This is a genomic window from Klebsiella sp. P1927 (assembly GCF_018204675.1).
In the GTDB taxonomy this organism is placed as follows: Bacteria; Pseudomonadota; Gammaproteobacteria; order Enterobacterales; family Enterobacteriaceae; genus Klebsiella; species Klebsiella pneumoniae.
Map to the genome: position 1 here is coordinate 1,118,561 of NZ_CP073377.1, position 22,200 is coordinate 1,140,760.

Consider the following 22,200-nt stretch of genomic DNA (forward strand, 5'->3'; position numbering starts at 1 on the left):
ACGGTATAAACATTGATGAGGTACATAACCAAAAAGCATAGCAGACAGGGCTATTATTGGCGGCGAATCCGGGTAACATAACCGCTATAAATTGATAACAACAAAATCATAACGATGGCCAGAGTTTGGCGGTGTTCAAAGTTTATCGCCCCGCCAGGAGGGATACTGTCTGCCACTGAAAGGTGAACGACAGGATGGTCATCACGCTTTTCCCCTACGAACGATACGTGAAAGAAAGGAATAGAAAATGGATGAGCAGTTAAAACAGAGCGCCCTCGATTTCCACGAATTTCCGGTTCCCGGAAAAATCCAGGTCTCGCCGACCAAACCTCTCGCCACCCAGCGCGATCTGGCGCTGGCCTACTCGCCGGGCGTCGCAGCCCCCTGCCTGGAAATCGAAAAAGATCCGCTGGCCGCCTACAAATACACTGCCCGCGGCAACCTGGTGGCGGTCGTCTCCAACGGCACCGCGGTGCTGGGGCTCGGCAACATCGGCGCGCTGGCCGGTAAGCCGGTAATGGAGGGCAAAGGCGTCCTGTTTAAGAAATTTGCCGGTATCGATGTGTTTGATATCGAAGTCGATGAGCTGGATCCGGACAAATTCATTAACGTCGTCGCCGCCCTCGAACCAACCTTCGGCGGTATCAACCTGGAAGATATTAAAGCGCCGGAGTGTTTCTACATCGAGCAGCAGCTGCGCGAGCGGATGAATATCCCGGTCTTCCATGACGATCAGCACGGCACGGCGATCATCAGCACCGCGGCGATCCTCAACGGTCTGCGCGTCGTCGAGAAGAATCTGTCCGACGTGCGGATGGTGGTCTCTGGCGCGGGCGCGGCGGCGATCGCCTGTATGAATCTGCTGGTGGCGCTGGGGATGCAAAAGCACAACATCGTGGTCTGCGATTCGAAAGGCGTTATCTATAAAGACCGTGAGCCGAACATGGCGGAAACCAAAGCCGCCTATGCGGTGGAAGACGATGGCAAACGCACCCTCGATGACGTGATCGACGGCGCCGACATTTTCCTCGGCTGCTCTGGCCCGAAAGTGCTGACTCAGGAGATGGTGAAGAAGATGGCGCGCGCGCCGCTGATCCTCGCCCTGGCCAACCCGGAGCCGGAAATTCTGCCGCCGCTGGCGAAGCAGGTCCGCGATGACGCCATCATCTGTACCGGCCGCTCCGACTACCCTAACCAGGTCAACAACGTACTTTGCTTCCCGTTCATCTTCCGCGGCGCGCTGGACGTCGGCGCGACGGCGATCAACGAAGAGATGAAGCTGGCGGCGGTGCATGCGATTGCCGAGCTGGCCCATGCCGAGCAGAGCGAAGTGGTGGCCTCCGCCTACGGCGATCAGGATTTAAGCTTTGGTCCGGAGTACATCATTCCGAAACCATTCGACCCGCGGCTGATCGTCAAGATCGCCCCCGCGGTGGCGAAGGCGGCGATGGACTCCGGTGTGGCGACGCGCCCGATCGCTGATTTTGACGCCTATATCGAGAAACTGAGCGAGTTCGTCTATAAAACCAACCTGTTTATGAAGCCTATCTTCTCTCAGGCGCGCAAAGAGCCGAAGCGCGTGGTGCTGGCGGAAGGGGAGGAGACTCGGGTGCTGCACGCCACCCAGGAGCTGGTGTCTCTGGGACTGGCCAAACCGATTCTGGTGGGGCGCCCGAGCGTGATTGAAATGCGCATCCAGAAGCTGGGCCTGCAGATCAAGGCCGGCGTTGACTTTGAGATCGTCAATAATGAATCCGACCCGCGGTTTAAAGAGTACTGGAGCGAGTACTACCAGCTGATGAAGCGCCGCGGCATTACCCAGGAGCAGGCGCAGCGGGCGGTGATTAGCAACACCACGGTGATTGGCGCCATCATGGTGCATCGCGGTGAAGCGGATGCGATGATCTGCGGGACTATTGGCGAGTACCACGATCACTACCGCGTGGTGCAGCCGCTGTTTGGCTATCGCGACGGCGTCAGCACCGCCGGGGCGATGAATGCGCTGCTGCTGCCGAGCGGCAACACCTTTATCGCCGATACCTATGTCAATCACGATCCGTCGCCGGAAGAGCTGGCGGAGATCACCCTGATGGCGGCGGAAAGCGTGCGACGCTTTGGTATTGAACCGCGCGTGGCGTTGCTGTCGCACTCCAACTTTGGCTCTGCCGACTGTCCGTCAGCCAGCAAAATGCGTAAAACCCTGGAGCTGGTGAAGGCCCGCGCCCCGGAGCTGATGATCGATGGCGAAATGCATGGCGACGCCGCGCTGGTGGAAAGCATCCGCAACGATCGCATGCCGGACAGCCCGCTGAAGGGGGCGGCCAATATTCTGGTGATGCCGAATATGGAAGCCGCCCGGATCAGCTATAACCTGCTGCGCGTCTCCAGTTCGGAAGGGGTGACCGTCGGGCCGGTGCTGATGGGGGTGGCGAAGCCGGTGCATATCCTGACGCCGATCGCCTCCGTACGTCGGATCGTTAATATGGTGGCGCTGGCGGTTGTTGAAGCGCAAACCGAACCGCTGTAATTTTCTATTTCCCCCGTTAACGCGCGGATCCGTTTCCGCGCGCAATATCAGGCAGGCCGGTGAGTAAAAAACGCTGAGCCTGCCTTTTTAATTCCACCGCAATATTATTTTCTCTCCTGAGTGATCCACTTCACCTTTTAACCCCACTTGCCGAAATTTGTTATTTGCCGCGCTGAAATGTCGTCACCATGAGGACAGATTTCAGGGGGCAATCAGTCATGGATAAAGAACGCATTATTCAGGAATTCGTACCAGGCAAACAGGTCACGCTGGCGCATCTGATTGCCCACCCGGGAGCGGAGCTGGCGAAAAAGATCGGCGTACCCGAATCCGGCGCGATCGGCATTATGACGCTGACGCCGGGAGAAACGGCGATGATCGCCGGCGATCTGGCGATGAAGGCCGCCGACGTGCACATCGGTTTTCTCGACCGGTTTAGCGGCGCGCTGGTGATCTACGGCTCGGTCGGCGCGGTGGAGGAGGCGCTTCTGCAGACCATCGGCGGATTAGGCCGCTTATTAAATTATACCTTGTGCGAATTAACGAAAAGTTAATTGAGAGCGACCATGAAGCGTATTGCGATTGTCGGCGCCGTCGGTGCAGGAAAAACCACGTTATTTAATGCCCTGCAAGGGAATTATTCCCTCGCCAGAAAAACGCAGGCGCTGGAATTTAACGATCGTGGCGACATCGATACACCCGGGGAATATTTCAGCCATCCGCGCTGGTATCACGCCTTAATTACCACCTTGCAGGATGTGGACACCCTGATTTATGTCCATGCGGCCAATGATACCGAAAGTCGCCTGCCACCCGGGTTGCTGGATATTGGCAGCCGAAAGCACCTTATCGTGGCGATCAGCAAAACGGATCTGCCGGATGCCAATGTCGCCGCGGTGCGGCAGCTGCTGGACGGGATGGGGTTTCAGGCGCCGGTTTTCGCCCTCAACGGTTGCGATCCGCAAAGCGTTGCGCCGCTGGAAAATTACTTGAGTGAGCTCAGCCAAAAGGAGGAAGGGCCAGGTGAAGAAACTCATTACCGCTAACGATATTCGTGCCGCCCACGCGCGCGGCGAACAGGCGATGTCAGTAGTTCTGCGCGCCAGCATTATCACCCCGGAAGCGCGCGAAGTCGCCGAGCTGCTGGGATTCACTATCACCGAAGACGATGGCGCCGCGCCGGCGGCGACAGCGGCGGACAGCGACAAAACGGAAAGCCAGCGGATCCGGGAAACCATCCTGGCGCAGCTGCCGGAAGGCCAGTTTACCGAAAGCCTGGTGGCGCAGCTGATGGAAAAGGTGATGAAGGAGAAGCAGTCCCTGGAGCAGGAGGCGATGCAGCCGGGATTTGACTCCGTGACCGGCAAAGGCGGCATCAAAGTGATCGACGGCAGCAGCGTGAAGTTTGGCCGCTTCGACGGCGCCCAGCCGCACTGCGTTGGCTTAACGGACCTGGTGACTGACCAGGATGGCAGCAGCATGGCGGCCGGATTTATGCAGTGGGAGAACGCCTTCTTCCCGTGGACGCTGAACTACGACGAAATCGATATGGTGCTGGAGGGCGAGCTGCATGTGCGCCATCAGGGGGAAACGCTGGTCGCCAAAGCGGGGGACGTCATGTTCATCCCGAAAGGCTCCAGCATCGAATTCGGTACCCCGTCGACGGTGCGCTTCCTGTACGTCGCCTGGCCGGCAAACTGGCAATCGCTATGAACGATTTCATTACCGAAGCGTGGCTCAGAGCGAATCATACGCTCAGCGAAGGCGGTGAAATCCATCTTCCTGCCGATGCCCGCCTGACGCCCTCGGCGAGGGAACTGCTGGAAAGTCGGCATCTGCGGGTCAAATTTCTCGACCGCCAGGGGCGCCTGTTTGTCGAGGATGACGAACAGACGCCGCAGCCGGTGCATGTCCTGACCAGCAGCGACCATCCGCCCCAGGCCTGCTGCGAGCTTTGTCACCAGCCGGTGGGCAAAAAGCCGGACACCTTAACTCATCTGACGGCCGATACCCTGGTGGCGAAAAACGATCCGCGGCTGGCCTTCCGCGCGGTGCTGGACAGCACCATCGCCCTGACGGTGTGGCTGCAAATTGAACTGGCGGAGCCCTGGCAGCCGTGGCTGACGGATATCCGTTCGCGGCTGGGCAACATCATGCGCGCCGATGCGCTGGAGGAACCGCTGGCGGCGCAGTCGATAGCCGGATTCAGCGAGGCGCAGCTGCATCGTCTGTCCCATCAGCCGCTGCGTTACCTGGGTCACGATCACCTGGTGCCGGAGGCCCGCCATGGGCGCGATGTCGCGCTGCTTAATTTGCTGCGCGGCAAAGTGCGCGAGGCGGAGGTGACCGCGGCGCAGGTGTTTATTACGCCGCAATTTGCGGTCCAGCGTGCCGATATTCTACAGGCGCTCAACCGCCTCTCCAGCGCGGTCTACGTGATGATGATCCTGGGCGTGACGGACGCGCCGCCGGCGCTCAGCCAACTGCAGCAGCTGGGAGGTGAAGATGATCATTGACCAGTGTCGCAAACTGGCGCTGCGCGCCCCCGCCAGGGTGGTGTTCCCGGATGCGCTGGACGTCCGCGTGTTGAAGGCGGCGCATTATCTGCAGCAGCAGGGCCTGGCGCATCCGATCCTCGTCGCCAGCCCCTTCGCGCTGCGGCAGTTCGCCCTTGGCGAACGTCTGCCGCTGACCGGGGTGCAGGTCATCGATCCGCACAGCAACCTGGCGATGCGCGAGACGTTTGCCGCCGCCTGGCAGGCGCGCGCCGGCGATAAAGCGCCCGCTGACGCGGTCGACAAGCTGGCCGACCCGCTGATGTTCGCCGCGGCGATGGTCAGCGCCGGGCAGGCCGAGGTGTGTATCGCCGGAAATCTCTCGTCAACCGCCAGCGTGCTGCGCGCTGGTCTGCGCCTTATCGGCCTGCAGCCGGGGTGTAAAACGCTCTCTTCGCTGTTTCTGATGCTGCCGCAGTATACCGGACAGCCGCTGGGGTTTGCCGACTGCAGCGTGGTGCCGCAGCCGACCGCGGCGCAGCTGGCGGATATCGCGATTGCCAGCGCTGAGACCTGGCAAGCGATCGCTGGCGAAGCGCCGCGGGTGGCAATGCTGTCCTTCTCGACACACGGCAGCGCCCGGCATCCCTGTGTGGCTAACGTCCAGCAGGCCACGGAGATCGTGCGTCAGCGGGCGCCGCAGCTGATGGTCGATGGCGAGCTGCAGTTTGACGCCGCCTTTGTACCGGACGTCGCTGCGCACAAAGCGCCCGGCAGCCCGCTGCAGGGCCGGGCCAATGTGCTGGTCTTCCCGTCGCTGGAGGCGGGCAACATCGGCTACAAAATCGCCCAGCGGCTGGGCGGATATCGCGCCATCGGGCCGCTGATCCAGGGCCTGGCCGCCCCGCTTCACGACCTCTCGCGAGGCTGTAGCGTAGAGGAAATTATCGAACTGGCGCTGGTGGCGTCGGTACCGCGCCAGACGGACGCAAGCCGGATCCCCGACTCGTCCACGCTGGTTGAATGAATGGTCCCCTTCAGGACCCCTTATGAGAGGAAAACACAATGGAAGCATTAGGAATGATTGAAACCCGGGGCCTGGTTGCACTGATTGAGGCCTCCGACGCCATGGTCAAAGCGGCCCGCGTCAAGCTGGTGGGAGTGAAACAGATCGGCGGGGGCCTGGTGACCGCCATGGTGCGCGGCGATGTCGCGGCGTGCAAAGCCGCGACGGATGCCGGGGCGGCGGCGGCTCAGCGTATCGGTGAGCTGGTCTCTGTACATGTCATCCCGCGCCCGCATGGCGATCTGGAAGAGGTCTTCCCGATTAGCTTCAAGGGCGACAGTAACATCTAACGGGGGAGGGGGTGCCGGAAAGTTCTGGCCGGATAAGACGCCAGCGCGTCGCTATCCGGCCATGAAAAGGCATGAATGCCGGATGGCGTTGCGCTTTTCCGGCCTGCACATCACACGCGGAGACGGACATGAAGCTGGCTGTGGTAACCGGATATGTGGTCTGCACCGTACGCCATGAAGGTCTGGCCCACGACAAACTGCTGATGGTGGAGATGCTCAATGCCCGCGGCGAGCCCGACGGGCAATGCGCGGTCGCCATCGACAGCATCGGCGCGGGATGCGGAGAGTGGGTACTGCTGGTCAGCGGCAGCTCGGCGCGACAGGCGCACGCACACGGCGCCTCTCCGGTCGATCTGTGCGTGATTGGTATCGTGGATGAGGCCGCGGCCGATGGTCAGGTGCTCTTCCATAAGTAGGGTGAAAAATCATGAATCAACAGGACATTGAACAGGTAGTGAAAGCGGTACTGCTGAAAATGAAAGACAGCAGCCAGCCTGCCGGCACCGTTCATGATATGGGCGTTTTTGCCTCACTGGATGACGCTGTCGCGGCGGCAACGGTGGCCCAGCAGGGATTAAAGCGGGTGGCGATGCGTCAGCAGGTGATTCAGGCCATTCGTGAGGCGGGTGAAAAGTATGCCCGTGAACTGGCGGAGCTTGCGGTGACGGAGACCGGCATGGGACGCGTTGAAGATAAGTTTGCCAAAAACGTGGCGCAGGCGCGCGGCACGCCGGGCGTGGAGTGTCTGACTCCGCAGGTGCTCACCGGCGATAACGGCCTGACGCTGATTGAAAATGCGCCCTGGGGCGTGGTGGCCTCGGTGACGCCGTCCACCAATCCGGCGGCGACGGTGATCAACAACGCCATTAGCCTGATAGCCGCCGGCAACAGCGTGGTCTTCGCCCCCCATCCGGCGGCGAAAAAGGTCTCGCAAAGGGCAATTACCCTGCTTAACCAGGCGGTAGTGGCCGCCGGCGGCCCGGCCAACCTGCTGGTGACCGTGGCGAACCCGGATATCGACACCGCCCAGCGGCTGTTTAAGTACCCTGGCATCGGCCTGCTGGTGGTGACCGGCGGCGAAGCGGTGGTCGAGGCGGCGCGCAAACATACCAACAAACGCCTGATCGCCGCCGGGGCCGGCAACCCGCCGGTGGTGGTGGATGAGACCGCCGATCTGCCGCGCGCCGCGCAGGCGATCGTCAAAGGCGCCTCGTTTGATAACAACATTATCTGCGCCGACGAGAAGGTGCTGATCGTGGTCGATAGCGTCGCCGACGAACTGATGCGCCTGATGGAAGGCCAGCAGGCGGTGAAACTCACGGCGGCGCAGGCCGAACAGCTCCAGCCGCTGCTGCTGAAAAATATCGACGAGCGCGGCAAAGGCACGGTCAGCCGCGACTGGGTCGGCCGCGATGCGGGCAAAATCGCCGCGGCGATTGGCCTGCAGGTGCCGGCGCAAACCCGTCTGCTGTTCGTGGAAACCCCCGCCAGCCATCCGTTTGCGGTGACTGAACTGATGATGCCGGTGCTGCCGGTGGTGCGGGTGGCGAACGTCGAGGAGGCCATCGCCCTGGCGGTGCAACTGGAAGGCGGCTGCCACCATACGGCGGCGATGCACTCGCGCAATATCGACAACATGAACCAGATGGCGAACGCCATCGACACCAGCATCTTCGTCAAAAACGGGCCGTGCATCGCCGGGCTTGGGCTGGGTGGCGAGGGCTGGACCACCATGACCATCACCACCCCAACCGGGGAAGGGGTGACCAGCGCGCGGACCTTCGTTCGTCTGCGCCGCTGCGTGCTGGTGGATGCGTTTCGAATCGTATAAGGGATGAACATGGCGCACGACGAACAACGCTGGCTTTCGCCGAGACTGCAAAAAGCCGCTGCCCTGTGTAACCAGGAGCCCGCCGCCAGCGAGTCGCCGCTGTGGCTGGGCATCGATTTGGGCACCTGCGACGTGGTGTCGATGGTGGTTGACCGTGACGGCCAGCCGGTTGCGGTATGCCTTGACTGGGCCGACGTGGTGCGCGACGGCATCGTCTGGGATTTCTTTGGCGCCGTCACCCTCGTGCGCCGACATCTTGCGACTCTCGAGCAGCAGCTGGGCTGCCGCTTCACCCATGCGGCGACCTCGTTTCCGCCCGGCACCGATCCGCGCATTTCGATCAATGTCCTGGAGTCCGCCGGGCTGGAGATCAGTCATGTGCTGGATGAGCCTACCGCGGTGGCCGATCTGCTGCAGCTCGATAACGCCGGGGTGGTGGATATCGGCGGCGGCACCACCGGGATCGCCATCGTTAAACAGGGCAGGGTGACGTATTCGGCGGATGAAGCCACCGGCGGCCACCATATCTCCCTGACTCTGGCCGGGAATCGCGGCATCGGGCTTGAGGAGGCGGAGCAGTACAAGCGCAGCCACGCCGGGGAGATCTGGCCGGTGGTTAAGCCGGTGTACGAGAAGATGGCCGAAATTGTCGCCCGACATATTGCCGGACAAGGGATTGTCGATTTGTGGCTGGCAGGCGGCGCCTGTATGCAGCCGGGTGTGCATGAGCTGTTTCGTCAGCGCTTCCCGGCATTACCGGTGCATTTGCCGCAGCACAGCCTGTTTATGACCCCGCTGGCAATCGCCAACAGCGGGAGGGAAAAAGCGGAGGGGATGTATGCAAGCTGAACTGCAGACGGCGCTGTTCCATGCCTTTGATACGCTGAATCTTCAGCAAATGAAAAGCTTCAACGTTCCGCCGGTGACGCTGCACGGCGTCGGCGCGCTGGCGGCCTGCGGTCCGCAAGCGCAGTCCCGAGGCCTTAGGCATCTGTTTGTCATGGTTGACAGTTTTCTCCATCAGGCGGGAATGACCGCCGGGCTGGAGCGTAGCCTGGCGATGAAAGGGATTGCTATGACTCTCTGGCCCTGTCCCGCCGGCGAACCCTGCGTCACCGATGTCTGCGCCGCCGTCGCCCAGCTGCGGGACGCGCGCTGCGACGGCGTGGTGGCCTTTGGCGGTGGATCGGTACTGGATGCGGCGAAGGCGGTGGCGCTGCTGGTCGCCAATCCTGAGCAGACGCTGGGGGAGATGACGGAGCACAGCGAGTTGCGTCCACGTCTGCCGCTAATCGCGGTGCCGACCACCGCTGGTACCGGGTCTGAAACCACCAATGTGACGGTGATTATCGATGCGGTGAGTGGACGCAAACAGGTGCTGGCGCATGCCTCGCTGATGCCGGATGTGGCGATCCTCGACGCCGCGCTGACCGAGGGCGTCCCGCCGCATATCACGGCAATGACCGGGATTGATGCGCTGACCCACGCCGTCGAGGCCTACAGCGCCCGCCACGCCACGCCGTTTACCGACAGTCTGGCGATGGGGGCGATAGCCATGATCGGCGAGGCGCTGCCGAAAGCGGTGGGCTGCGGTCAGGATCTGGCGGCGCGGGAGAATATGCTGCTGGCTTCCTGCATGGCGGGGATGGCGTTTTCCAGCGCCGGGCTGGGGCTATGCCATGCCATGGCGCATCAGCCGGGGGCGGCGCTGCATATTCCGCACGGTCTGGCCAACGCCATGCTGCTGCCAACGGTGATGGAGTTTAACCGCATGGTACGCCGGGCGCGCTTCAGCCAGATCGGCCGGGCGTTAACCGGCAAGAAAACCGATGACCGCGAGGCTATCGCCGCCGTGCGCGAGCTGATCGCCGAGGTCGGTCTGACGATGCGGCTGACGGAGGCTGGCGCGACGTCCGCGCACTACGACGCCTGGGCGCAAGCGGCGCAGGAGGACATCTGTTTGCGCACCAATCCACGCACCGCCAGCCGGGAGCAGATTATCGAGCTGTACGCGGCGGCGCGATAAATGCCGATTTTCCCGGAGGCGTGTGGCTGTGGCTTTCCCGGCTCGTGCTGCGCTTAGCCGGGCTACAGGATCACAGCCGTCTGCTATGCCGTAGCCCGGGTAAGGCGTTCACGCCGCGGCCCGGGAAAGTCGCCTGAGTGCGGCTAATGTCCCGGTATTCACAGTATCTACAAATCATAAATGACAGGGAGTAAGGGCTATGGGAATTAACGAAATCATCATGTACATCATGATGTTCTTTATGCTGATTGCCGCCGTGGACAGGATCCTGTCGCAGTTCGGCGGCTCGGCGCGCTTTCTCGGCAAACTGGGGAAAAGCATTGAGGGATCCGGCGGTCAGTTTGAAGAAGGGTTTATGGCGATGGGCGCGCTGGGCCTGGCGATGGTCGGGATGACCGCCCTGGCGCCAGTGCTGGCTCATCTGCTTGGTCCGGTGATTATTCCGCTGTATGAGATGCTCGGCGCCAACCCGTCGATGTTCGCCGGCACGCTGCTGGCGTGCGACATGGGCGGTTTCTTCCTCGCTAAAGAACTCGCGGGCGGCGACGTGGCGGCCTGGATGTACTCAGGCCTGATCCTCGGCTCTATGATGGGTCCGACCATTGTGTTCTCCATTCCGGTGGCGCTCGGCATTATCGAACCTGCCGATCGCCGCTGGCTGGCGCTCGGCGTGCTGGCGGGCATTGTCACCATTCCCATCGGCTGTATCGCCGGCGGTCTGGTGGCGATGTATTCCGGGGTGGAGATCAACGGCCAGCCGGTAGAGTTTACCTTCGCGCTGATCCTGATGAATATGATCCCGGTGATCATCGTCGCCGTGCTGGTGGCGCTGGGGCTGAAGTTTATTCCGGAAAAAATGATCAACGGCTTCCAGATCTTCGCCAAATTCCTCGTGGCGCTGATCACCATCGGCCTGGCGGCGGCGGTGATCAAGTTCCTGCTCGGCTGGGAGCTGATCCCGGGGCTCGATCCGATCTTTATGGCGCCTGGCGACCAGCCCGGCGAGGTGATGCGCGCCATCGAAGTCATTGGCTCTATCTCCTGCGTGCTGCTCGGCGCTTACCCGATGGTGCTCCTGCTGACCCGCTGGTTTGAAAAGCCGCTGATGCGCGTTGGTAATCTGTTAAAAATCAACAATATGGCTGCCGGCGGCATGGTCGCTACCCTGGCGAACAATATCCCGATGTTCGGCATGATGAAGCAGATGGATACCCGCGGAAAAGTGATCAACTGCGCCTTCTCGGTGTCAGCGGCGTTCGCCCTCGGCGACCATCTCGGTTTTGCGGCGGCCAATATGAACGCCATGATCTTTCCGATGATTGTCGGCAAGCTGGTCGGCGGCGTTACCGCGATTGGCGTGGCGATGCTGCTGGTGCCAAAAGATGAAAACGTACCGGCGCCTGCCAACAACGAAGCGGAGGCGCACTCGTGAACACGCGCCAGCTGTTGAGCGTCGGTATTGATATCGGCACCACCACCACGCAAGTGATCTTCTCGCGCCTCGAGCTGGTGAACCGCGCGGCGGTTTCCCAGGTGCCGCGCTACGAATTCATCAAACGCGACATTAGCTGGCAAAGCCCGGTCTTCTTTACGCCGGTTGATAAACAGGGAGAACTGAAAGAGGCCGAGCTTGAGGCGCTGATTCTGGCTCAGTACCGGGCCGCAGGGATCGCTCCACAAGCGGTGGATTCCGGGGCGATCATCATCACCGGCGAAAGCGCGAAAACCCGCAATGCCCGCCCGGCGGTGATGGCGCTCTCGCAGTCGCTAGGCGATTTTGTCGTCGCCAGCGCCGGGCCGCATCTGGAGTCGGTCATTGCCGGACACGGCGCCGGGGCGCAGACCCTGTCCCGGCAGCGGATGTGCCGGGTGCTCAATATCGATATTGGCGGCGGTACCTCGAACTATGCCCTGTTTGACGCCGGAAACGTCAGCGCCACCGCCTGCCTCAACGTCGGCGGCCGCCTGCTGGAAACCGACGCTCAGGGGCGCGTGGTCCACGCGCATCCGCCGGGGCAGCGGATTGTCGATGCGCTGTTTGGCGCCGGCACTAACGCCCAGGCGCTGACCGCCGGGCAGCTGGCGCAGGTGGCGCGCCGGATGGCGGCGCTGATCGTCGAGGTGATCGAGGGCACCCTCTCACCGCTGGCGCAGGGGCTGATGCAAACCGAAGTACTGCCTGCGGGTGTTCAGCCGGAGGTGATTACCCTTTCCGGCGGAGTGGGGGAGTGCTACCGCCATCAGCCCGCCGATCCTTTCTGCTTTTCCGATATCGGGCCGCTGCTGGCCACGGCCCTGCACGAGCATCCGCGCCTGCGTGAGATGAACGTGCAGTTCCCGGCGCAAACCGTGCGCGCCACGGTGATTGGCGCCGGGGCGCATACGCTGTCCCTGTCCGGGAGCACCATCTGGCTGGAGGGGGTTCCATTGCCGCTGCGCAATCTGCCGGTGGCTATCCCGCAGGATGCCGCCGATCTGCCGAACGCCTGGCTCCAGGCGCTAACGCAGCTCGATCTGGCCCCCGAGGCGGACGCTTACGTGCTGGCGCTTCCCGCTTCACTTCCGGTGCGCTACGCCACCTTACTGACCGTAATTGACGCCCTGCTGGCGTTTGTCGCCCGCTTTCCCAATCCCCGTCCGCTGCTGCTGGTGGCCGAGCAGGATTTTGGCAAAGCGCTGGGCATGCTGCTGCGGCCACAGCTTCCACACCTTCCGCTGGCGGTCATCGATGAGGTGAGCATCCGGGCGGGAGACTATATCGACATTGGTACGCCTCTTTTTGGCGGATCGGTTGTGCCGGTGACGGTGAAATCACTCGCATTTCCTTCCTGAGGGAACGACTTATGAAACTAAAGACCACATTGTTCGGCAATGTTTATCAGTTTAAGGATGTAAAAGAGGTGCTGGCGAAAGCCAACGAACTGCGTTCGGGGGATGTGCTGGCGGGGGTAGCGGCGGAGAGTTCGCAGCAGCGCGTGGCCGCCAAGCAGGTGCTCTCCGATATGACGGTGGCCGATATCCGTAATAACCCGGTGATCCCGTATGAGGAGGACTGCGTTACGCGCCTGATCCAGGATGACGTGAACGAAACCGCCTATCAGCGGATTAAACACTGGACCATCAGCGACCTGCGGGAATACGTGCTCAACGACGAGGTCACCAGCGACGATATCGCCTTTGTCCGCAAAGGGCTGACCTCCGAGGTGGTGGCTGCGGTGGCCAAGATCTGCTCCAACGCCGATCTGATCTACGGCGGTAAAAAAATGCCGGTGATCAAAAAAGCCAATACCACCATCGGTCTGCCGGGGACCTTTAGCTGCCGCCTGCAGCCGAACGATACCCGCGACGATGTGCAGAGTATTGCCGCGCAAATCTATGAAGGGCTCTCCTTCGGCGCGGGCGACGCGGTGATTGGCGTCAACCCGGTCACTGACGACGTGGAGAACCTGAGCCGGGTGCTGGATACGGTGTACGGGGTGATCGACAAGTTTAACATCCCGACCCAGGGCTGCGTGCTGGCGCACGTCACCACCCAGATTGAAGCCATCCGCCGCGGCGCGCCGGGGGGGCTTATCTTCCAGAGCATCTGCGGCAGTGAAAAAGGGCTTAAAGAGTTCGGCGTCGAGCTGGCGATGCTCGATGAAGCGCGGGCGGTGGGGGCGGAGTTTAACCGCATCGCCGGGGAGAACTGTCTTTACTTTGAAACCGGGCAGGGCTCGGCGCTTTCCGCTGGCGCTAACTTCGGCGCCGACCAGGTGACCATGGAAGCGCGTAACTATGGCCTGGCGCGGCACTACGATCCGTTCCTCGTCAACACCGTGGTGGGCTTTATCGGGCCGGAGTATCTCTATAACGACCGGCAAATCATTCGCGCCGGACTGGAAGACCACTTTATGGGCAAGCTGAGCGGCATCTCAATGGGCTGCGACTGCTGCTATACCAACCATGCCGATGCCGACCAGAACCTCAACGAAAACCTGATGATCCTGCTGGCGACCGCAGGCTGCAACTACATCATGGGCATGCCGCTCGGCGACGACATCATGCTCAACTACCAGACCACCGCCTTCCACGATACCGCGACCGTGCGCCAGCTGCTGGGCCTGCGGCCGTCGCCGGAGTTTGAACGCTGGCTGGAAACGATGGGCATTATGGCAAATGGTCGCCTGACCAAACGGGCGGGCGATCCGTCACTGTTCTTCTGATGACGCGGGGATGACACATCATGGATCAAAAACAGATTGAAGACATTGTACGCAGCGTAATGGCATCAATGGGACAACCACAGTCGCAGCCGCAGGCCCCCGCAGCGTCGACTCCGGCCTGCCATGCCGCCTGCGCCAGCGAAGCGGTGGTGGAAAGCTGCACGCTGGACCTGGGCTCAGCGGAAGCGAAAGCCTGGATTGGGGTACAACATCCGCACCGCGCCGAAGTACTGACTGAACTGAAACGCAGTACCGCGGCGCGCGTTTGCACCGGCCGCGCCGGCCCGCGTCCGCGCACTCAGGCGCTGCTGCGCTTCCTGGCCGATCACTCGCGCTCGAAAGACACGGTGCTCAAAGAGGTGCCGGAAGCGTGGGTGAAAGCGCAGGGGCTGCTGGAAGTGCGTTCCGAGATTAGCGATAAGAACCTCTACCTGACGCGTCCGGATATGGGCCGTCGCCTCAGTCCGGAAGCGATTGATGCGCTGAAGGCGCAGTGCGTGATGGATCCGGATGTGCAGGTGGTGGTGTCCGATGGCCTGTCGACGGATGCCATCACCGCCAACTACGAAGAGATCCTGCCGCCGCTGCTTACCGGCCTGAAACAGGCGGGTCTGAAGGTCGGGACGCCGTTCTTCGTGCGCTATGGCCGCGTCAAGATTGAAGATCAGATCGGCGAGATCCTCGGCGCGAAGGTGGTGATCCTGCTGGTTGGCGAGCGCCCGGGGCTCGGCCAGTCGGAGAGCCTCTCCTGCTACGCGGTGTACTCCCCGCGGGTGGCGACCACCGTCGAGGCCGACCGAACCTGTATCTCCAATATCCACCAGGGCGGCACCCCGCCGGTAGAAGCCGCCGCGGTGATCGTGGATTTAGCCAAACGCATGCTGGAGCAGAAAGCCTCCGGCATCAACATGAGCCGTTAAGGAGGCATCATGCCAGCATTAGATTTGATTCGCCCCTCGGTCACCGCGATGCGCGTGATTGCCTCGGTGAATGACGGTTTCGCGCGCGAGCTTAAATTACCGTCGCATATACGTAGCCTCGGACTCATCACGGCAGATTCTGACGATGTGACGTATATTGCCGCCGACGAAGCGACAAAGCAGGCGATGGTGGAGGTGGTCTATGGCCGCTCCCTCTACGCCGGTGCGGCCCATGGTCCGTCGCCTACCGCCGGCGAAGTACTGATCATGCTTGGCGGCCCGAACCCGGCGGAAGTTCGCGCCGGGCTGGATGCCATGATGGCGCATATTGAAGGTGGGGCGGCATTCCAGTGGGCTAACGACGCGCAAGATACCGCGTTTCTGGCGCACGTGGTGTCGCGTACCGGCTCTTATCTTTCATCGGCCGCTGGCATCGCGTTGGGCGATCCGATCGCTTATCTGGTGGCGCCGCCGCTGGAGGCGACGTTTGGTATCGATGCGGCGATGAAGTCGGCCGACGTTCAGCTGGTGACCTACGTCCCGCCGCCATCGGAAACCAACTATTCGGCCGCCTTTTTGACGGGAAGCCAGGCCGCCTGTAAAGCCGCCTGCAATGCCTTTACCGATGCCGTTCTCGATATTGCCCGTCATCCTGTACAGCGTGTGTAATGGAGGGAGCGATGATCAATGCGCTGGGATTGCTCGAAGTGGAGGGCATGGTCGCGGCTGTAGACGCTGCGGATGCCATGCTTAAGGCGGCCAATGTGCGCCTGCTCAGTCATGAAGTGCTCGACCCGGGCAGGTTAACGCTGGTGGTGGAGGGCGACCTGGCGGCCTGCCGCGCCGCGCTGGATGCTGGGGCCGCCGCTGCCCGGCGGACCGGCTGCGTGATCAGCCGTCGGGAAATTGGCCGCCCGGAAGAGGATACCCAGCGGCTGATCGGCGGTTTTCAGCCACCGCCGCCAGCGCCCATGCCGCCAGCTGACCCGGCTTCATCGGAAGCCTTACTGACGCTGCTGGCTTCAGTTCGTCAGGGCATGACGGCCGGCGAGGTCGCCGCGCATTTTGCCTGGCCGCTGGATAAGGCCCGCCAGGCGCTGGAGCAGCTCTTTTCCGCAGGGACGCTACGAAAACGCAGTAGCCGCTATCGTCTCAAAAATCCATAACCTGTCGGAGGTGCCGGGAGCGGCTTGCCCCCGGCTTTAACGATTATGAAAAAGCGTCGTTCTGCAAATTTGCACCATCTCTGTTGCGAGGCGTTGCCGGAAGACACCAGGCTGACGCCTCAGGTTGAAATTGACAATATTCATCAACGACACACAACCGATGTGTATGAGCACGCCCTGACCATTACCGCCTGGCAACAGATCTACGATCAGCTGCATCCGGGGCAGTTTCGCGGCGAGTTTACCGAAATCCTGCTCGATGAGATCCAGGTCTTCCGCGAATATACCGGGCTGGCGCTGCGCCAGTCCTGCCTGGTCTGGCCGAACTCCTTCTGGTTTGGCATTCCGGCGACCCGGGGTGAACAGGGGTTTATCGGCTCGCAGTGTCTGGGCCGGGCAGAAATCGCCACCCGTCCCGGCGGTACGGAGTTCGAGCTCAGCACGCCGGATGATTACACCATTCTCGGGGTAGTGATTTCGCAGGAGGTGATTGCGCGTCACGCCAGTTTCCTGCACCACCCGGAGCGAGTGCTACATATGCTACGCAACCAGTCAGCGCTGGCGGTCCGCGAGCCGCATAAGGCCGCGCTGTGGGGGTTTGTCCAGCAGGCGCTGGCCACCTTTAGCGAGCATCCGGATACCCTTCATCAGCCGGCCGTGCGTAAGGTCCTGCGGGATAATCTGTTGCTGGCGATGGGCACGATGCTGGAAGAAGCGCAGCCGATGGTAAGTGCAGAGAGCGTCAGCCACCAGAGCTACCGCCGCCTGCTGGCGCAGGCGCGCGAATATGTGCTGGAAAACAGCGCGGAGCCGTTAACCGTTCTCGATCTGTGCCAGCAGCTGTACGTCAGCCGTCGCACCTTGCAGAACGCCTTCCATGCGATACTGGGGATTGGTCCTAACGCCTGGCTCAAACGGATCCGCCTGAACGCTGTGCGTCGGGAGCTGATAAGCCCCTGGTCAGAGCGCGAGACGGTCAAGGAGGCGGCCATGCAGTGGGGATTCTGGCATTTGGGGCAGTTCGCCACCGACTATCAGCAGCTGTTTGCTGAGAAACCGTCGATGACGCTGCACCATCGCCTGCGCCAGTGGGTGTGAGGGAAGAGACTCCGCTACCGGGTGGCCAGCCGCCATCCGGCCGTTACAGCCAGTCGCGCACCTGAATAAACTCGCTCAGCGCCGCCTCGGGGCTGCCGGGCTCGGGCTGATAATCATATTCCCAGCGCACCAGCGGCGGCATCGACATCAGAATCGACTCCGTACGCCCGCCGGTCTGCAGGCCGAACAGGGTGCCGCGGTCCCAGACCAGATTGAACTCGACATAGCGGCCGCGACGGTAGAGTTGAAAGTGGCGCTCGCGTTCGCCGTACGGCGTGGCTTTCCGGCGTTCGACGATAGGTAAATAGGCGTCAGCATAGCCGTTCCCGACCGCCTGCATAAAGGCGAAGCAGTGGTCAAAATCCGGGGTGTTCAGGTCGTCAAAGAACAGACCGCCGATGCCGCGCTGCTCCTGGCGGTGCTTGAGATAGAAGTAATCATCGCACCATTTTTTATAGCGCGGATAGACTTCCTCGCCGAACGGCAGACACAGATCGCGGGCGGTACGATGCCAGTGGACGGCATCCTCTTCAAAGCCGTAGTAAGGGGTTAAATCAAAGCCGCCGCCGAACCACCACACCGGGTCGGCGCCAGGCTTTTCGGCAATAAAGAACCGCACGTTGGCATGGCTGGTGGGCACGTAGGGGTTCAGCGGATGAACCACCAGCGAGACGCCCATGGCTTCAAAACTGCGTCCGGCCAGCTCCGGGCGGTGCGCGGTGGCGGAGGCAGGCATGGCGTCGCCATGGACGTGGGAAAAGTTGACCCCCGCCTGCTCGAACACCCGGCCTTCGCGCAGCACCCGGCTGCGTCCGCCGCCACCGCCTTCCCGCTGCCAGGCATCTTCAATAAACGGCGCGCCATCCACGGCGCTCAGCTGCTGACAGAGGTTGTCCTGGAGCTGGAGCAGAAAAGTTTTTACCTGCGCGGCATCGGGTTTCATTAACGTCTCTTCGAATGGGCTTTCTGGTTATCGAACCAGTGGAAATAGCTGATAATGCCGTTGGCAATCGCGGTGGCGATTTTCTGCCGGAAGGCGGTGGTGCCGAGCAGTTTCTCCTCGTTCGGGTTGGTGATAAACGAGGTTTCCACCAGCACAGACGGTATGGATGGTGACTTCAGCACCACGAACGCCGCCTGCTCGGTATTGCGGCTGTGTAGCTTATGTACCGGCTTGATCTTTTTCAGGATATGCGAGCCCAGCGTCAGGCTGTTTTTGATGGTGTCGGTCTGCACCAGATCGAACAGTACCTGCTGCAGCAGATGGTCTTTATCCGTCGCTTTCTTACCGGCGACCTCATCGGCGCGGTTTTCGCGATCGGAGAGGTATTTCGCCATGGCGCTACTGGCGCCGCGGTTTGACAGGGCGAACACCGAGGCGCCGGCGGCGCTCGGGTTGGTAAAACCATCGGCGTGGATTGACATAAACAGATCGGCGCCGTGCTGATGGGCGATCTCCACGCGGTCGTACAGCGGGATAAAGGTATCCCCGGTGCGGGTCAGGCGGGCGTCGATGCCGTTGCTGCGCAAAATGCTGCGCACGTTCTTAGCGATCGCCAACACCACATGCTTCTCTTTCGAGCCGTTATGGCCGATAGCGCCGGTATCGATGCCGCCGTGGCCCGGATCTAACATTACAATCCGGCGACCCCCGGCCTTTTTGGCGGCGGGTTTGCTATGTCCATTTGACGTTTTCAGTGGCTGTTCTTTTGCGCTGACCTGTGAGGCGACGCCGCTCAGCGTCATCGCAGCCAGCCCGGCTTTCAGCACCTGACGGCGCGAAGCAAGTATTTTTAAAGGTTTAAAAGTGCTCATTCGGCCTGAATTGTAAACAAGTGATGTCCAATGTTATATCGTATCGCGTTTGCCGTTACGACCATTCAAAATAAGAATTGTTTTACTTTTCATTTCAATACATGACAAAGTCATATTATGCCATTTTTTGTCGCTGATTTCGCCTGATATTGGCTATCAGTTATATTCGCGCCATAATCACTGTTTTTAACCGTCAATGGTGGGGAATACCATGGAGATTCGCGTTTTTCGCCAGCAGGATTTCGAAGAGGTTGTGACGCTGTGGGAGCGCTGCGATCTGCTGCGCCCGTGGAACGATCCGGAGATGGATATTGAGCGCAAGCTGAATCACGACGTCAGCCTGTTTCTGGTGGCGGAAGTGAATGGCGAAGTGGTCGGCACGGTGATGGGCGGATATGACGGTCATCGCGGATCGGCCTATTATCTCGGCGTCCATCCGGAATATCGCGGCCGGGGTATCGCGAACGCGCTGCTCAACCGTCTGGAGAAAAAGCTGATTGCCCGCGGCTGCCCGAAAATCAACATTATGGTCCGTGAAGACAACGACGTGGTGCAGGGAATGTACGAGCGGTTGGGCTATGAGTACGCCGATGTCCTGACCCTGGGCAAGCGCCTGATCGAAGATGAAGAATACTGAGTTTATCCCCGCCGATTTTGATGCCCATGGCCGTCTGCGCCTGCCTTTGCTTTTCTGGTGCGTGCTGTTGTTGCAGGCCCGCACGTGGGTGCTGTTTTTGATGGCCGGCGCATCGCGCCAGCAGGGCGACGCGATTCTTAATCTGTTCTATCCCGATCACGAGCGCTTCTGGCTTGGTTTACTGCCAGGCGTGCCGGCGGTGCTGGCCTTTCTGCTTAGCGGCTATCGTCAGCGCCTGCCGCGCCTGTGGCGGGCGATGCGCTGGCTGCTGGTGCTATCGCAAGTGCTGCTGTTGCTGTGGCAGCCGATGCTATGGCTGAGCGGCGAATCTCCCTCCTCGTTGACCATTGCGCTGCTGGTCGCGGATGGCTATGCCCTGTGGTGGCTGTTAACCAGCCGTCGCCTGGGCGCCTGTTTTCACCAGACCACCTTTTAATGGCACTTTTTGCCGATCGTGAACTCCAACATGCGTTGAATGACTCAGAAAGGATTGAGATATGAAATCGCTACGTGTAATGCTCTGTGCGCTTCCGCTGGCGCTGACCGGCTGCTCCACGATGAGCGCAGTCAACTGGTCGGCGGCCTATCCGTGGAACTGGTTTGGCGCTTCCACCGAGGTGACCGAGCAGGGAGTGGGTAAACTGACGGCTTCCACGCCGCTCAATGAACAGGCGATTAGCGATGCGCTGGGCAGCGACTACCGTTTACGCAGCGGAATGAAGACCGATAAGGGCAATATCGTCCACTACTTTGAAGCGCTGAAAAACAACAGCGTGGCGCTGACCATCAATGGCGACAACGGTGCTATCAGCCGGATTGACGTGCGTGATGCGGATATCAAAACCGCCAGCGGCGTGAAAATCGGCACACCGTTTAGCGACCTGTACAGCAAAGCCTTCGGCAACTGCCAGAAAGGCAGCCATGACAACGGGGCGGTCGTCGAGTGTCAGGCCGAGGGGAGCCAGCATATCAGCTATGCCTTCACTGGCCACTGGAGCGGTCCGGACGAGCTGATGCCCTCCGACGATACGCTGAAAAACTGGAAGGTCAGCAAGATTATCTGGCGTCGCTAAATTGATCTGAAGAGACACGACAGCTCTGAAAAACGGTTACAATGGCGCGTTAGCAACGCGACAGCGTTGTGGTTGCATCATTTCAGGAGGAGCGATGTCTCAGGTTCAGAGCGGCATTTTGCCGGAACATTGCCGCGCGGCGATTTGGATTGAAGCCAATCTCAAAGGGGACGTTAACGCCCTGCGCGAAGCGAGCAAAATTTTTGTCGATAACGTGGCCACCTTCCAGGCTAAATTCCCTGACGCCAAACTCGGTGCGGTGGTGGCGTTCGGCAATAACGTCTGGCGTCAGCTGAGCGGCGGCGAAGGGGCGGATGAGTTAAAAGATTTCCCGGTCTATGGCAAAGGGCTGGCGCCGTCCACCCAGTATGACCTGCTGATTCATATTTTATCCGCCCGTCATGAAGTTAACTTCTCGGTGGCGCAGGCCGCGCTGGCCGCCTTTGGCGACGCTATCGACGTGAAAGAAGAGATCCACGGCTTCCGCTGGGTGGAAGAGCGTGACCTCAGCGGCTTCGTCGATGGCACCGAAAACCCGGCGGGGGAAGAAACCCGCCGCGAGGTGGCGGTCATTAAAGACGGCGTGGATGCGGGCGGCAGCTACGTGTTCGTCCAGCGCTGGGAGCATAATCTCAAACAGCTGAACCGCATGAGCGTGCCGGATCAGGAGATGATGATCGGCCGTACAAAAGACGCTAACGAAGAGATCGATGGCGATGAACGTCCGGTCACGTCGCACCTGAGCCGCGTGGACTTAAAAGAAGATGGCAAAGGGTTGAAAATCGTCCGTCAGAGCCTGCCGTACGGCACCGCCAGCGGCACCCATGGCCTCTATTTCTGCGCCTACTGCGCGCGCCTGTATAACATCGAGCAGCAGCTGCTGAGCATGTTTGGCGATACCGACGGTAAACGCGACGCGATGCTGCGCTTCACCAAACCGGTGACCGGCGGGTATTACTTCGCGCCGTCGCTGGAGCGTATCCAGGCGCTGTATTTTTTCCCCTCACCCTAACCCTCTCCCCAAAGGGGAGAGGGGACGGTAAGGTGCGGC

The 22,200-nt window shown here is 60.9% G+C and carries 24 protein-coding genes; 22 read left to right on the forward strand and 2 right to left on the reverse strand.

Annotated elements, in window-relative coordinates; all coding sequences use genetic code 11:
• Positions 1-247 precede the first annotated feature (247 nt).
• The 18 genes from maeB (at position 248) to eutR (ending at position 17,624) form a co-directional block, all read left to right on the forward strand.
• Positions 248-2,527: an NADP-dependent oxaloacetate-decarboxylating malate dehydrogenase gene (gene maeB, locus KB892_RS05760; protein WP_002913731.1), complete on the forward strand. Its 2,280-nt coding sequence runs from the start codon at positions 248-250 to the stop codon at positions 2,525-2,527.
• 218 nt (positions 2,528-2,745) lie between these two features.
• Positions 2,746-3,081 carry an ethanolamine utilization microcompartment protein EutS gene (gene eutS, locus KB892_RS05765; RefSeq protein WP_002913729.1) on the forward strand — a complete coding sequence of 112 codons (336 nt, stop codon included), beginning with the start codon at positions 2,746-2,748 and terminating at the stop codon, positions 3,079-3,081.
• Positions 3,082-3,093: 12 nt separating this feature from the next.
• A complete protein-coding gene (gene eutP / locus KB892_RS05770) occupies positions 3,094-3,573 on the forward strand; it encodes an ethanolamine utilization acetate kinase EutP (protein WP_002913727.1) in 480 nt (159 codons plus the stop codon).
• A complete protein-coding gene (eutQ, locus tag KB892_RS05775; RefSeq protein ID WP_002913725.1) occupies positions 3,551-4,240 on the forward strand; it encodes an ethanolamine utilization acetate kinase EutQ in 690 nt (229 codons plus the stop codon). Before eutP ends, eutQ begins: the two co-directional genes overlap by 23 nt.
• A complete protein-coding gene (gene eutT, locus KB892_RS05780; protein WP_002913723.1) occupies positions 4,237-5,043 on the forward strand; it encodes an ethanolamine utilization cob(I)yrinic acid a,c-diamide adenosyltransferase EutT in 807 nt (268 codons plus the stop codon). Before eutQ ends, eutT begins: the two co-directional genes overlap by 4 nt.
• Positions 5,033-6,049 (forward strand): phosphate acetyltransferase, encoded by a 1,017-nt coding sequence (pta, locus tag KB892_RS05785; RefSeq protein WP_002913722.1) that lies wholly within the window; start codon positions 5,033-5,035, stop codon positions 6,047-6,049. The genes eutT and pta overlap by 11 nt, the downstream gene beginning before the upstream one ends.
• A gap of 38 nt (positions 6,050-6,087) precedes the next feature.
• The gene (eutM, locus tag KB892_RS05790; RefSeq protein ID WP_000387720.1) at positions 6,088-6,378 is read left to right on the forward strand and encodes an ethanolamine utilization microcompartment protein EutM; all 291 of its coding nucleotides are present in this window, start codon (positions 6,088-6,090) and stop codon (positions 6,376-6,378) included.
• Between the two features lie 128 nt (positions 6,379-6,506).
• Complete coding sequence (gene eutN, locus KB892_RS05795; protein WP_002913719.1) at positions 6,507-6,794, forward strand: ethanolamine utilization microcompartment protein EutN; 288 nt, start codon at positions 6,507-6,509, stop codon at positions 6,792-6,794.
• Positions 6,795-6,805: 11 nt separating this feature from the next.
• Entirely contained in the window at positions 6,806-8,209 is a 1,404-nt protein-coding gene (locus tag KB892_RS05800) for an aldehyde dehydrogenase family protein (RefSeq protein WP_004152003.1), read from the forward strand.
• Positions 8,210-8,218: 9 nt separating this feature from the next.
• Complete coding sequence (gene eutJ / locus KB892_RS05805; protein ID WP_002913690.1) at positions 8,219-9,058, forward strand: ethanolamine utilization protein EutJ; 840 nt, start codon at positions 8,219-8,221, stop codon at positions 9,056-9,058.
• A complete protein-coding gene (eutG, locus tag KB892_RS05810) occupies positions 9,048-10,235 on the forward strand; it encodes an ethanolamine utilization ethanol dehydrogenase EutG (RefSeq protein ID WP_002913689.1) in 1,188 nt (395 codons plus the stop codon). The genes eutJ and eutG overlap by 11 nt, the downstream gene beginning before the upstream one ends.
• 199 nt (positions 10,236-10,434) lie before the next feature.
• The gene (gene eutH / locus KB892_RS05815; RefSeq protein ID WP_002913688.1) at positions 10,435-11,667 is read left to right on the forward strand and encodes an ethanolamine utilization protein EutH; all 1,233 of its coding nucleotides are present in this window, start codon (positions 10,435-10,437) and stop codon (positions 11,665-11,667) included.
• Positions 11,664-13,067, forward strand: a complete 1,404-nt coding sequence (gene eutA, locus KB892_RS05820) for an ethanolamine ammonia-lyase reactivating factor EutA (protein WP_004152002.1) — start codon at positions 11,664-11,666, stop codon at positions 13,065-13,067. Before eutH ends, eutA begins: the two co-directional genes overlap by 4 nt.
• An 11-nt stretch (positions 13,068-13,078) precedes the next feature.
• Positions 13,079-14,440 carry an ethanolamine ammonia-lyase subunit alpha gene (gene eutB, locus KB892_RS05825; protein WP_004152001.1) on the forward strand — a complete coding sequence of 454 codons (1,362 nt, stop codon included), beginning with the start codon at positions 13,079-13,081 and terminating at the stop codon, positions 14,438-14,440.
• Between the two features lie 20 nt (positions 14,441-14,460).
• On the forward strand, positions 14,461-15,360 hold the full coding sequence (gene eutC, locus KB892_RS05830; RefSeq protein WP_002913683.1) for an ethanolamine ammonia-lyase subunit EutC: 900 nt from the start codon (positions 14,461-14,463) through the stop codon (positions 15,358-15,360).
• A 9-nt stretch (positions 15,361-15,369) separates the two neighbouring features.
• The gene (eutL, locus tag KB892_RS05835) at positions 15,370-16,029 is read left to right on the forward strand and encodes an ethanolamine utilization microcompartment protein EutL (protein ID WP_004151999.1); all 660 of its coding nucleotides are present in this window, start codon (positions 15,370-15,372) and stop codon (positions 16,027-16,029) included.
• A gap of 11 nt (positions 16,030-16,040) precedes the next feature.
• Entirely contained in the window at positions 16,041-16,526 is a 486-nt protein-coding gene (gene eutK / locus KB892_RS05840; protein ID WP_004151997.1) for an ethanolamine utilization microcompartment protein EutK, read from the forward strand.
• Between the two features lie 45 nt (positions 16,527-16,571).
• Positions 16,572-17,624, forward strand: coding sequence for an HTH-type transcriptional regulator EutR (gene eutR, locus KB892_RS05845; RefSeq protein WP_002913642.1), 1,053 nt, complete (start codon positions 16,572-16,574; stop codon positions 17,622-17,624).
• A gap of 43 nt (positions 17,625-17,667) precedes the next feature.
• On the opposite strand, the gene hemF is transcribed toward eutR, so the two are convergent.
• Together hemF and amiA are read right to left on the reverse strand one after the other, a co-directional pair.
• A complete protein-coding gene (hemF, locus tag KB892_RS05850) occupies positions 17,668-18,567 on the reverse strand; it encodes an oxygen-dependent coproporphyrinogen oxidase (protein ID WP_002913641.1) in 900 nt (299 codons plus the stop codon).
• Positions 18,567-19,439, reverse strand: a complete 873-nt coding sequence (amiA, locus tag KB892_RS05855; RefSeq protein WP_002913639.1) for an N-acetylmuramoyl-L-alanine amidase AmiA — start codon at positions 19,437-19,439, stop codon at positions 18,567-18,569. The genes hemF and amiA overlap by 1 nt, the downstream gene beginning before the upstream one ends.
• Before the next feature lie 211 nt (positions 19,440-19,650).
• Here amiA and KB892_RS05860 point away from each other — a divergent pair, with 211 nt between their 5' ends.
• From KB892_RS05860 to KB892_RS05875, 4 genes are all read left to right on the forward strand, one after another.
• A complete protein-coding gene (locus KB892_RS05860) occupies positions 19,651-20,076 on the forward strand; it encodes a GNAT family acetyltransferase (RefSeq protein ID WP_002913637.1) in 426 nt (141 codons plus the stop codon).
• Positions 20,063-20,512, forward strand: coding sequence for a DUF2919 domain-containing protein (locus KB892_RS05865; RefSeq protein ID WP_002913635.1), 450 nt, complete (start codon positions 20,063-20,065; stop codon positions 20,510-20,512). The genes KB892_RS05860 and KB892_RS05865 overlap by 14 nt, the downstream gene beginning before the upstream one ends.
• Positions 20,513-20,573: 61 nt before the next feature.
• Entirely contained in the window at positions 20,574-21,149 is a 576-nt protein-coding gene (locus KB892_RS05870) for an RpoE-regulated lipoprotein (RefSeq protein ID WP_002913630.1), read from the forward strand.
• A gap of 94 nt (positions 21,150-21,243) precedes the next feature.
• Positions 21,244-22,161, forward strand: a complete 918-nt coding sequence (locus KB892_RS05875) for a Dyp-type peroxidase (RefSeq protein ID WP_083049550.1) — start codon at positions 21,244-21,246, stop codon at positions 22,159-22,161.
• Positions 22,162-22,200: the final 39 nt, after the last annotated feature.

Bases quoted from the DNA above. Each gene is read 5' to 3' on its own strand.
- maeB (WP_002913731.1), top strand. From the start codon at position 248: ATGGATGAGCAGTTAAAACAGAGCGCCCTCGATTTCCACGAATTTCCG.
- eutS (WP_002913729.1), top strand. From the start codon at position 2,746: ATGGATAAAGAACGCATTATTCAGGAATTCGTACCAGGCAAACAGGTC.
- eutP (WP_002913727.1), top strand. From the start codon at position 3,094: ATGAAGCGTATTGCGATTGTCGGCGCCGTCGGTGCAGGAAAAACCACG.
- eutT (WP_002913723.1), top strand. From the start codon at position 4,237: ATGAACGATTTCATTACCGAAGCGTGGCTCAGAGCGAATCATACGCTC.
- pta (WP_002913722.1), top strand. From the start codon at position 5,033: ATGATCATTGACCAGTGTCGCAAACTGGCGCTGCGCGCCCCCGCCAGG.
- eutM (WP_000387720.1), top strand. From the start codon at position 6,088: ATGGAAGCATTAGGAATGATTGAAACCCGGGGCCTGGTTGCACTGATT.
- eutN (WP_002913719.1), top strand. From the start codon at position 6,507: ATGAAGCTGGCTGTGGTAACCGGATATGTGGTCTGCACCGTACGCCAT.
- KB892_RS05800 (WP_004152003.1), top strand. From the start codon at position 6,806: ATGAATCAACAGGACATTGAACAGGTAGTGAAAGCGGTACTGCTGAAA.
- eutJ (WP_002913690.1), top strand. From the start codon at position 8,219: ATGGCGCACGACGAACAACGCTGGCTTTCGCCGAGACTGCAAAAAGCC.
- eutG (WP_002913689.1), top strand. From the start codon at position 9,048: ATGCAAGCTGAACTGCAGACGGCGCTGTTCCATGCCTTTGATACGCTG.
- eutH (WP_002913688.1), top strand. From the start codon at position 10,435: ATGGGAATTAACGAAATCATCATGTACATCATGATGTTCTTTATGCTG.
- eutB (WP_004152001.1), top strand. From the start codon at position 13,079: ATGAAACTAAAGACCACATTGTTCGGCAATGTTTATCAGTTTAAGGAT.
- eutC (WP_002913683.1), top strand. From the start codon at position 14,461: ATGGATCAAAAACAGATTGAAGACATTGTACGCAGCGTAATGGCATCA.
- eutL (WP_004151999.1), top strand. From the start codon at position 15,370: ATGCCAGCATTAGATTTGATTCGCCCCTCGGTCACCGCGATGCGCGTG.
- eutK (WP_004151997.1), top strand. From the start codon at position 16,041: ATGATCAATGCGCTGGGATTGCTCGAAGTGGAGGGCATGGTCGCGGCT.
- eutR (WP_002913642.1), top strand. From the start codon at position 16,572: ATGAAAAAGCGTCGTTCTGCAAATTTGCACCATCTCTGTTGCGAGGCG.
- hemF (WP_002913641.1), bottom strand. From the start codon at position 18,567: ATGAAACCCGATGCCGCGCAGGTAAAAACTTTTCTGCTCCAGCTCCAG.
- amiA (WP_002913639.1), bottom strand. From the start codon at position 19,439: ATGAGCACTTTTAAACCTTTAAAAATACTTGCTTCGCGCCGTCAGGTG.
- KB892_RS05860 (WP_002913637.1), top strand. From the start codon at position 19,651: ATGGAGATTCGCGTTTTTCGCCAGCAGGATTTCGAAGAGGTTGTGACG.
- KB892_RS05865 (WP_002913635.1), top strand. From the start codon at position 20,063: ATGAAGAATACTGAGTTTATCCCCGCCGATTTTGATGCCCATGGCCGT.
- KB892_RS05870 (WP_002913630.1), top strand. From the start codon at position 20,574: ATGAAATCGCTACGTGTAATGCTCTGTGCGCTTCCGCTGGCGCTGACC.
- KB892_RS05875 (WP_083049550.1), top strand. From the start codon at position 21,244: ATGTCTCAGGTTCAGAGCGGCATTTTGCCGGAACATTGCCGCGCGGCG.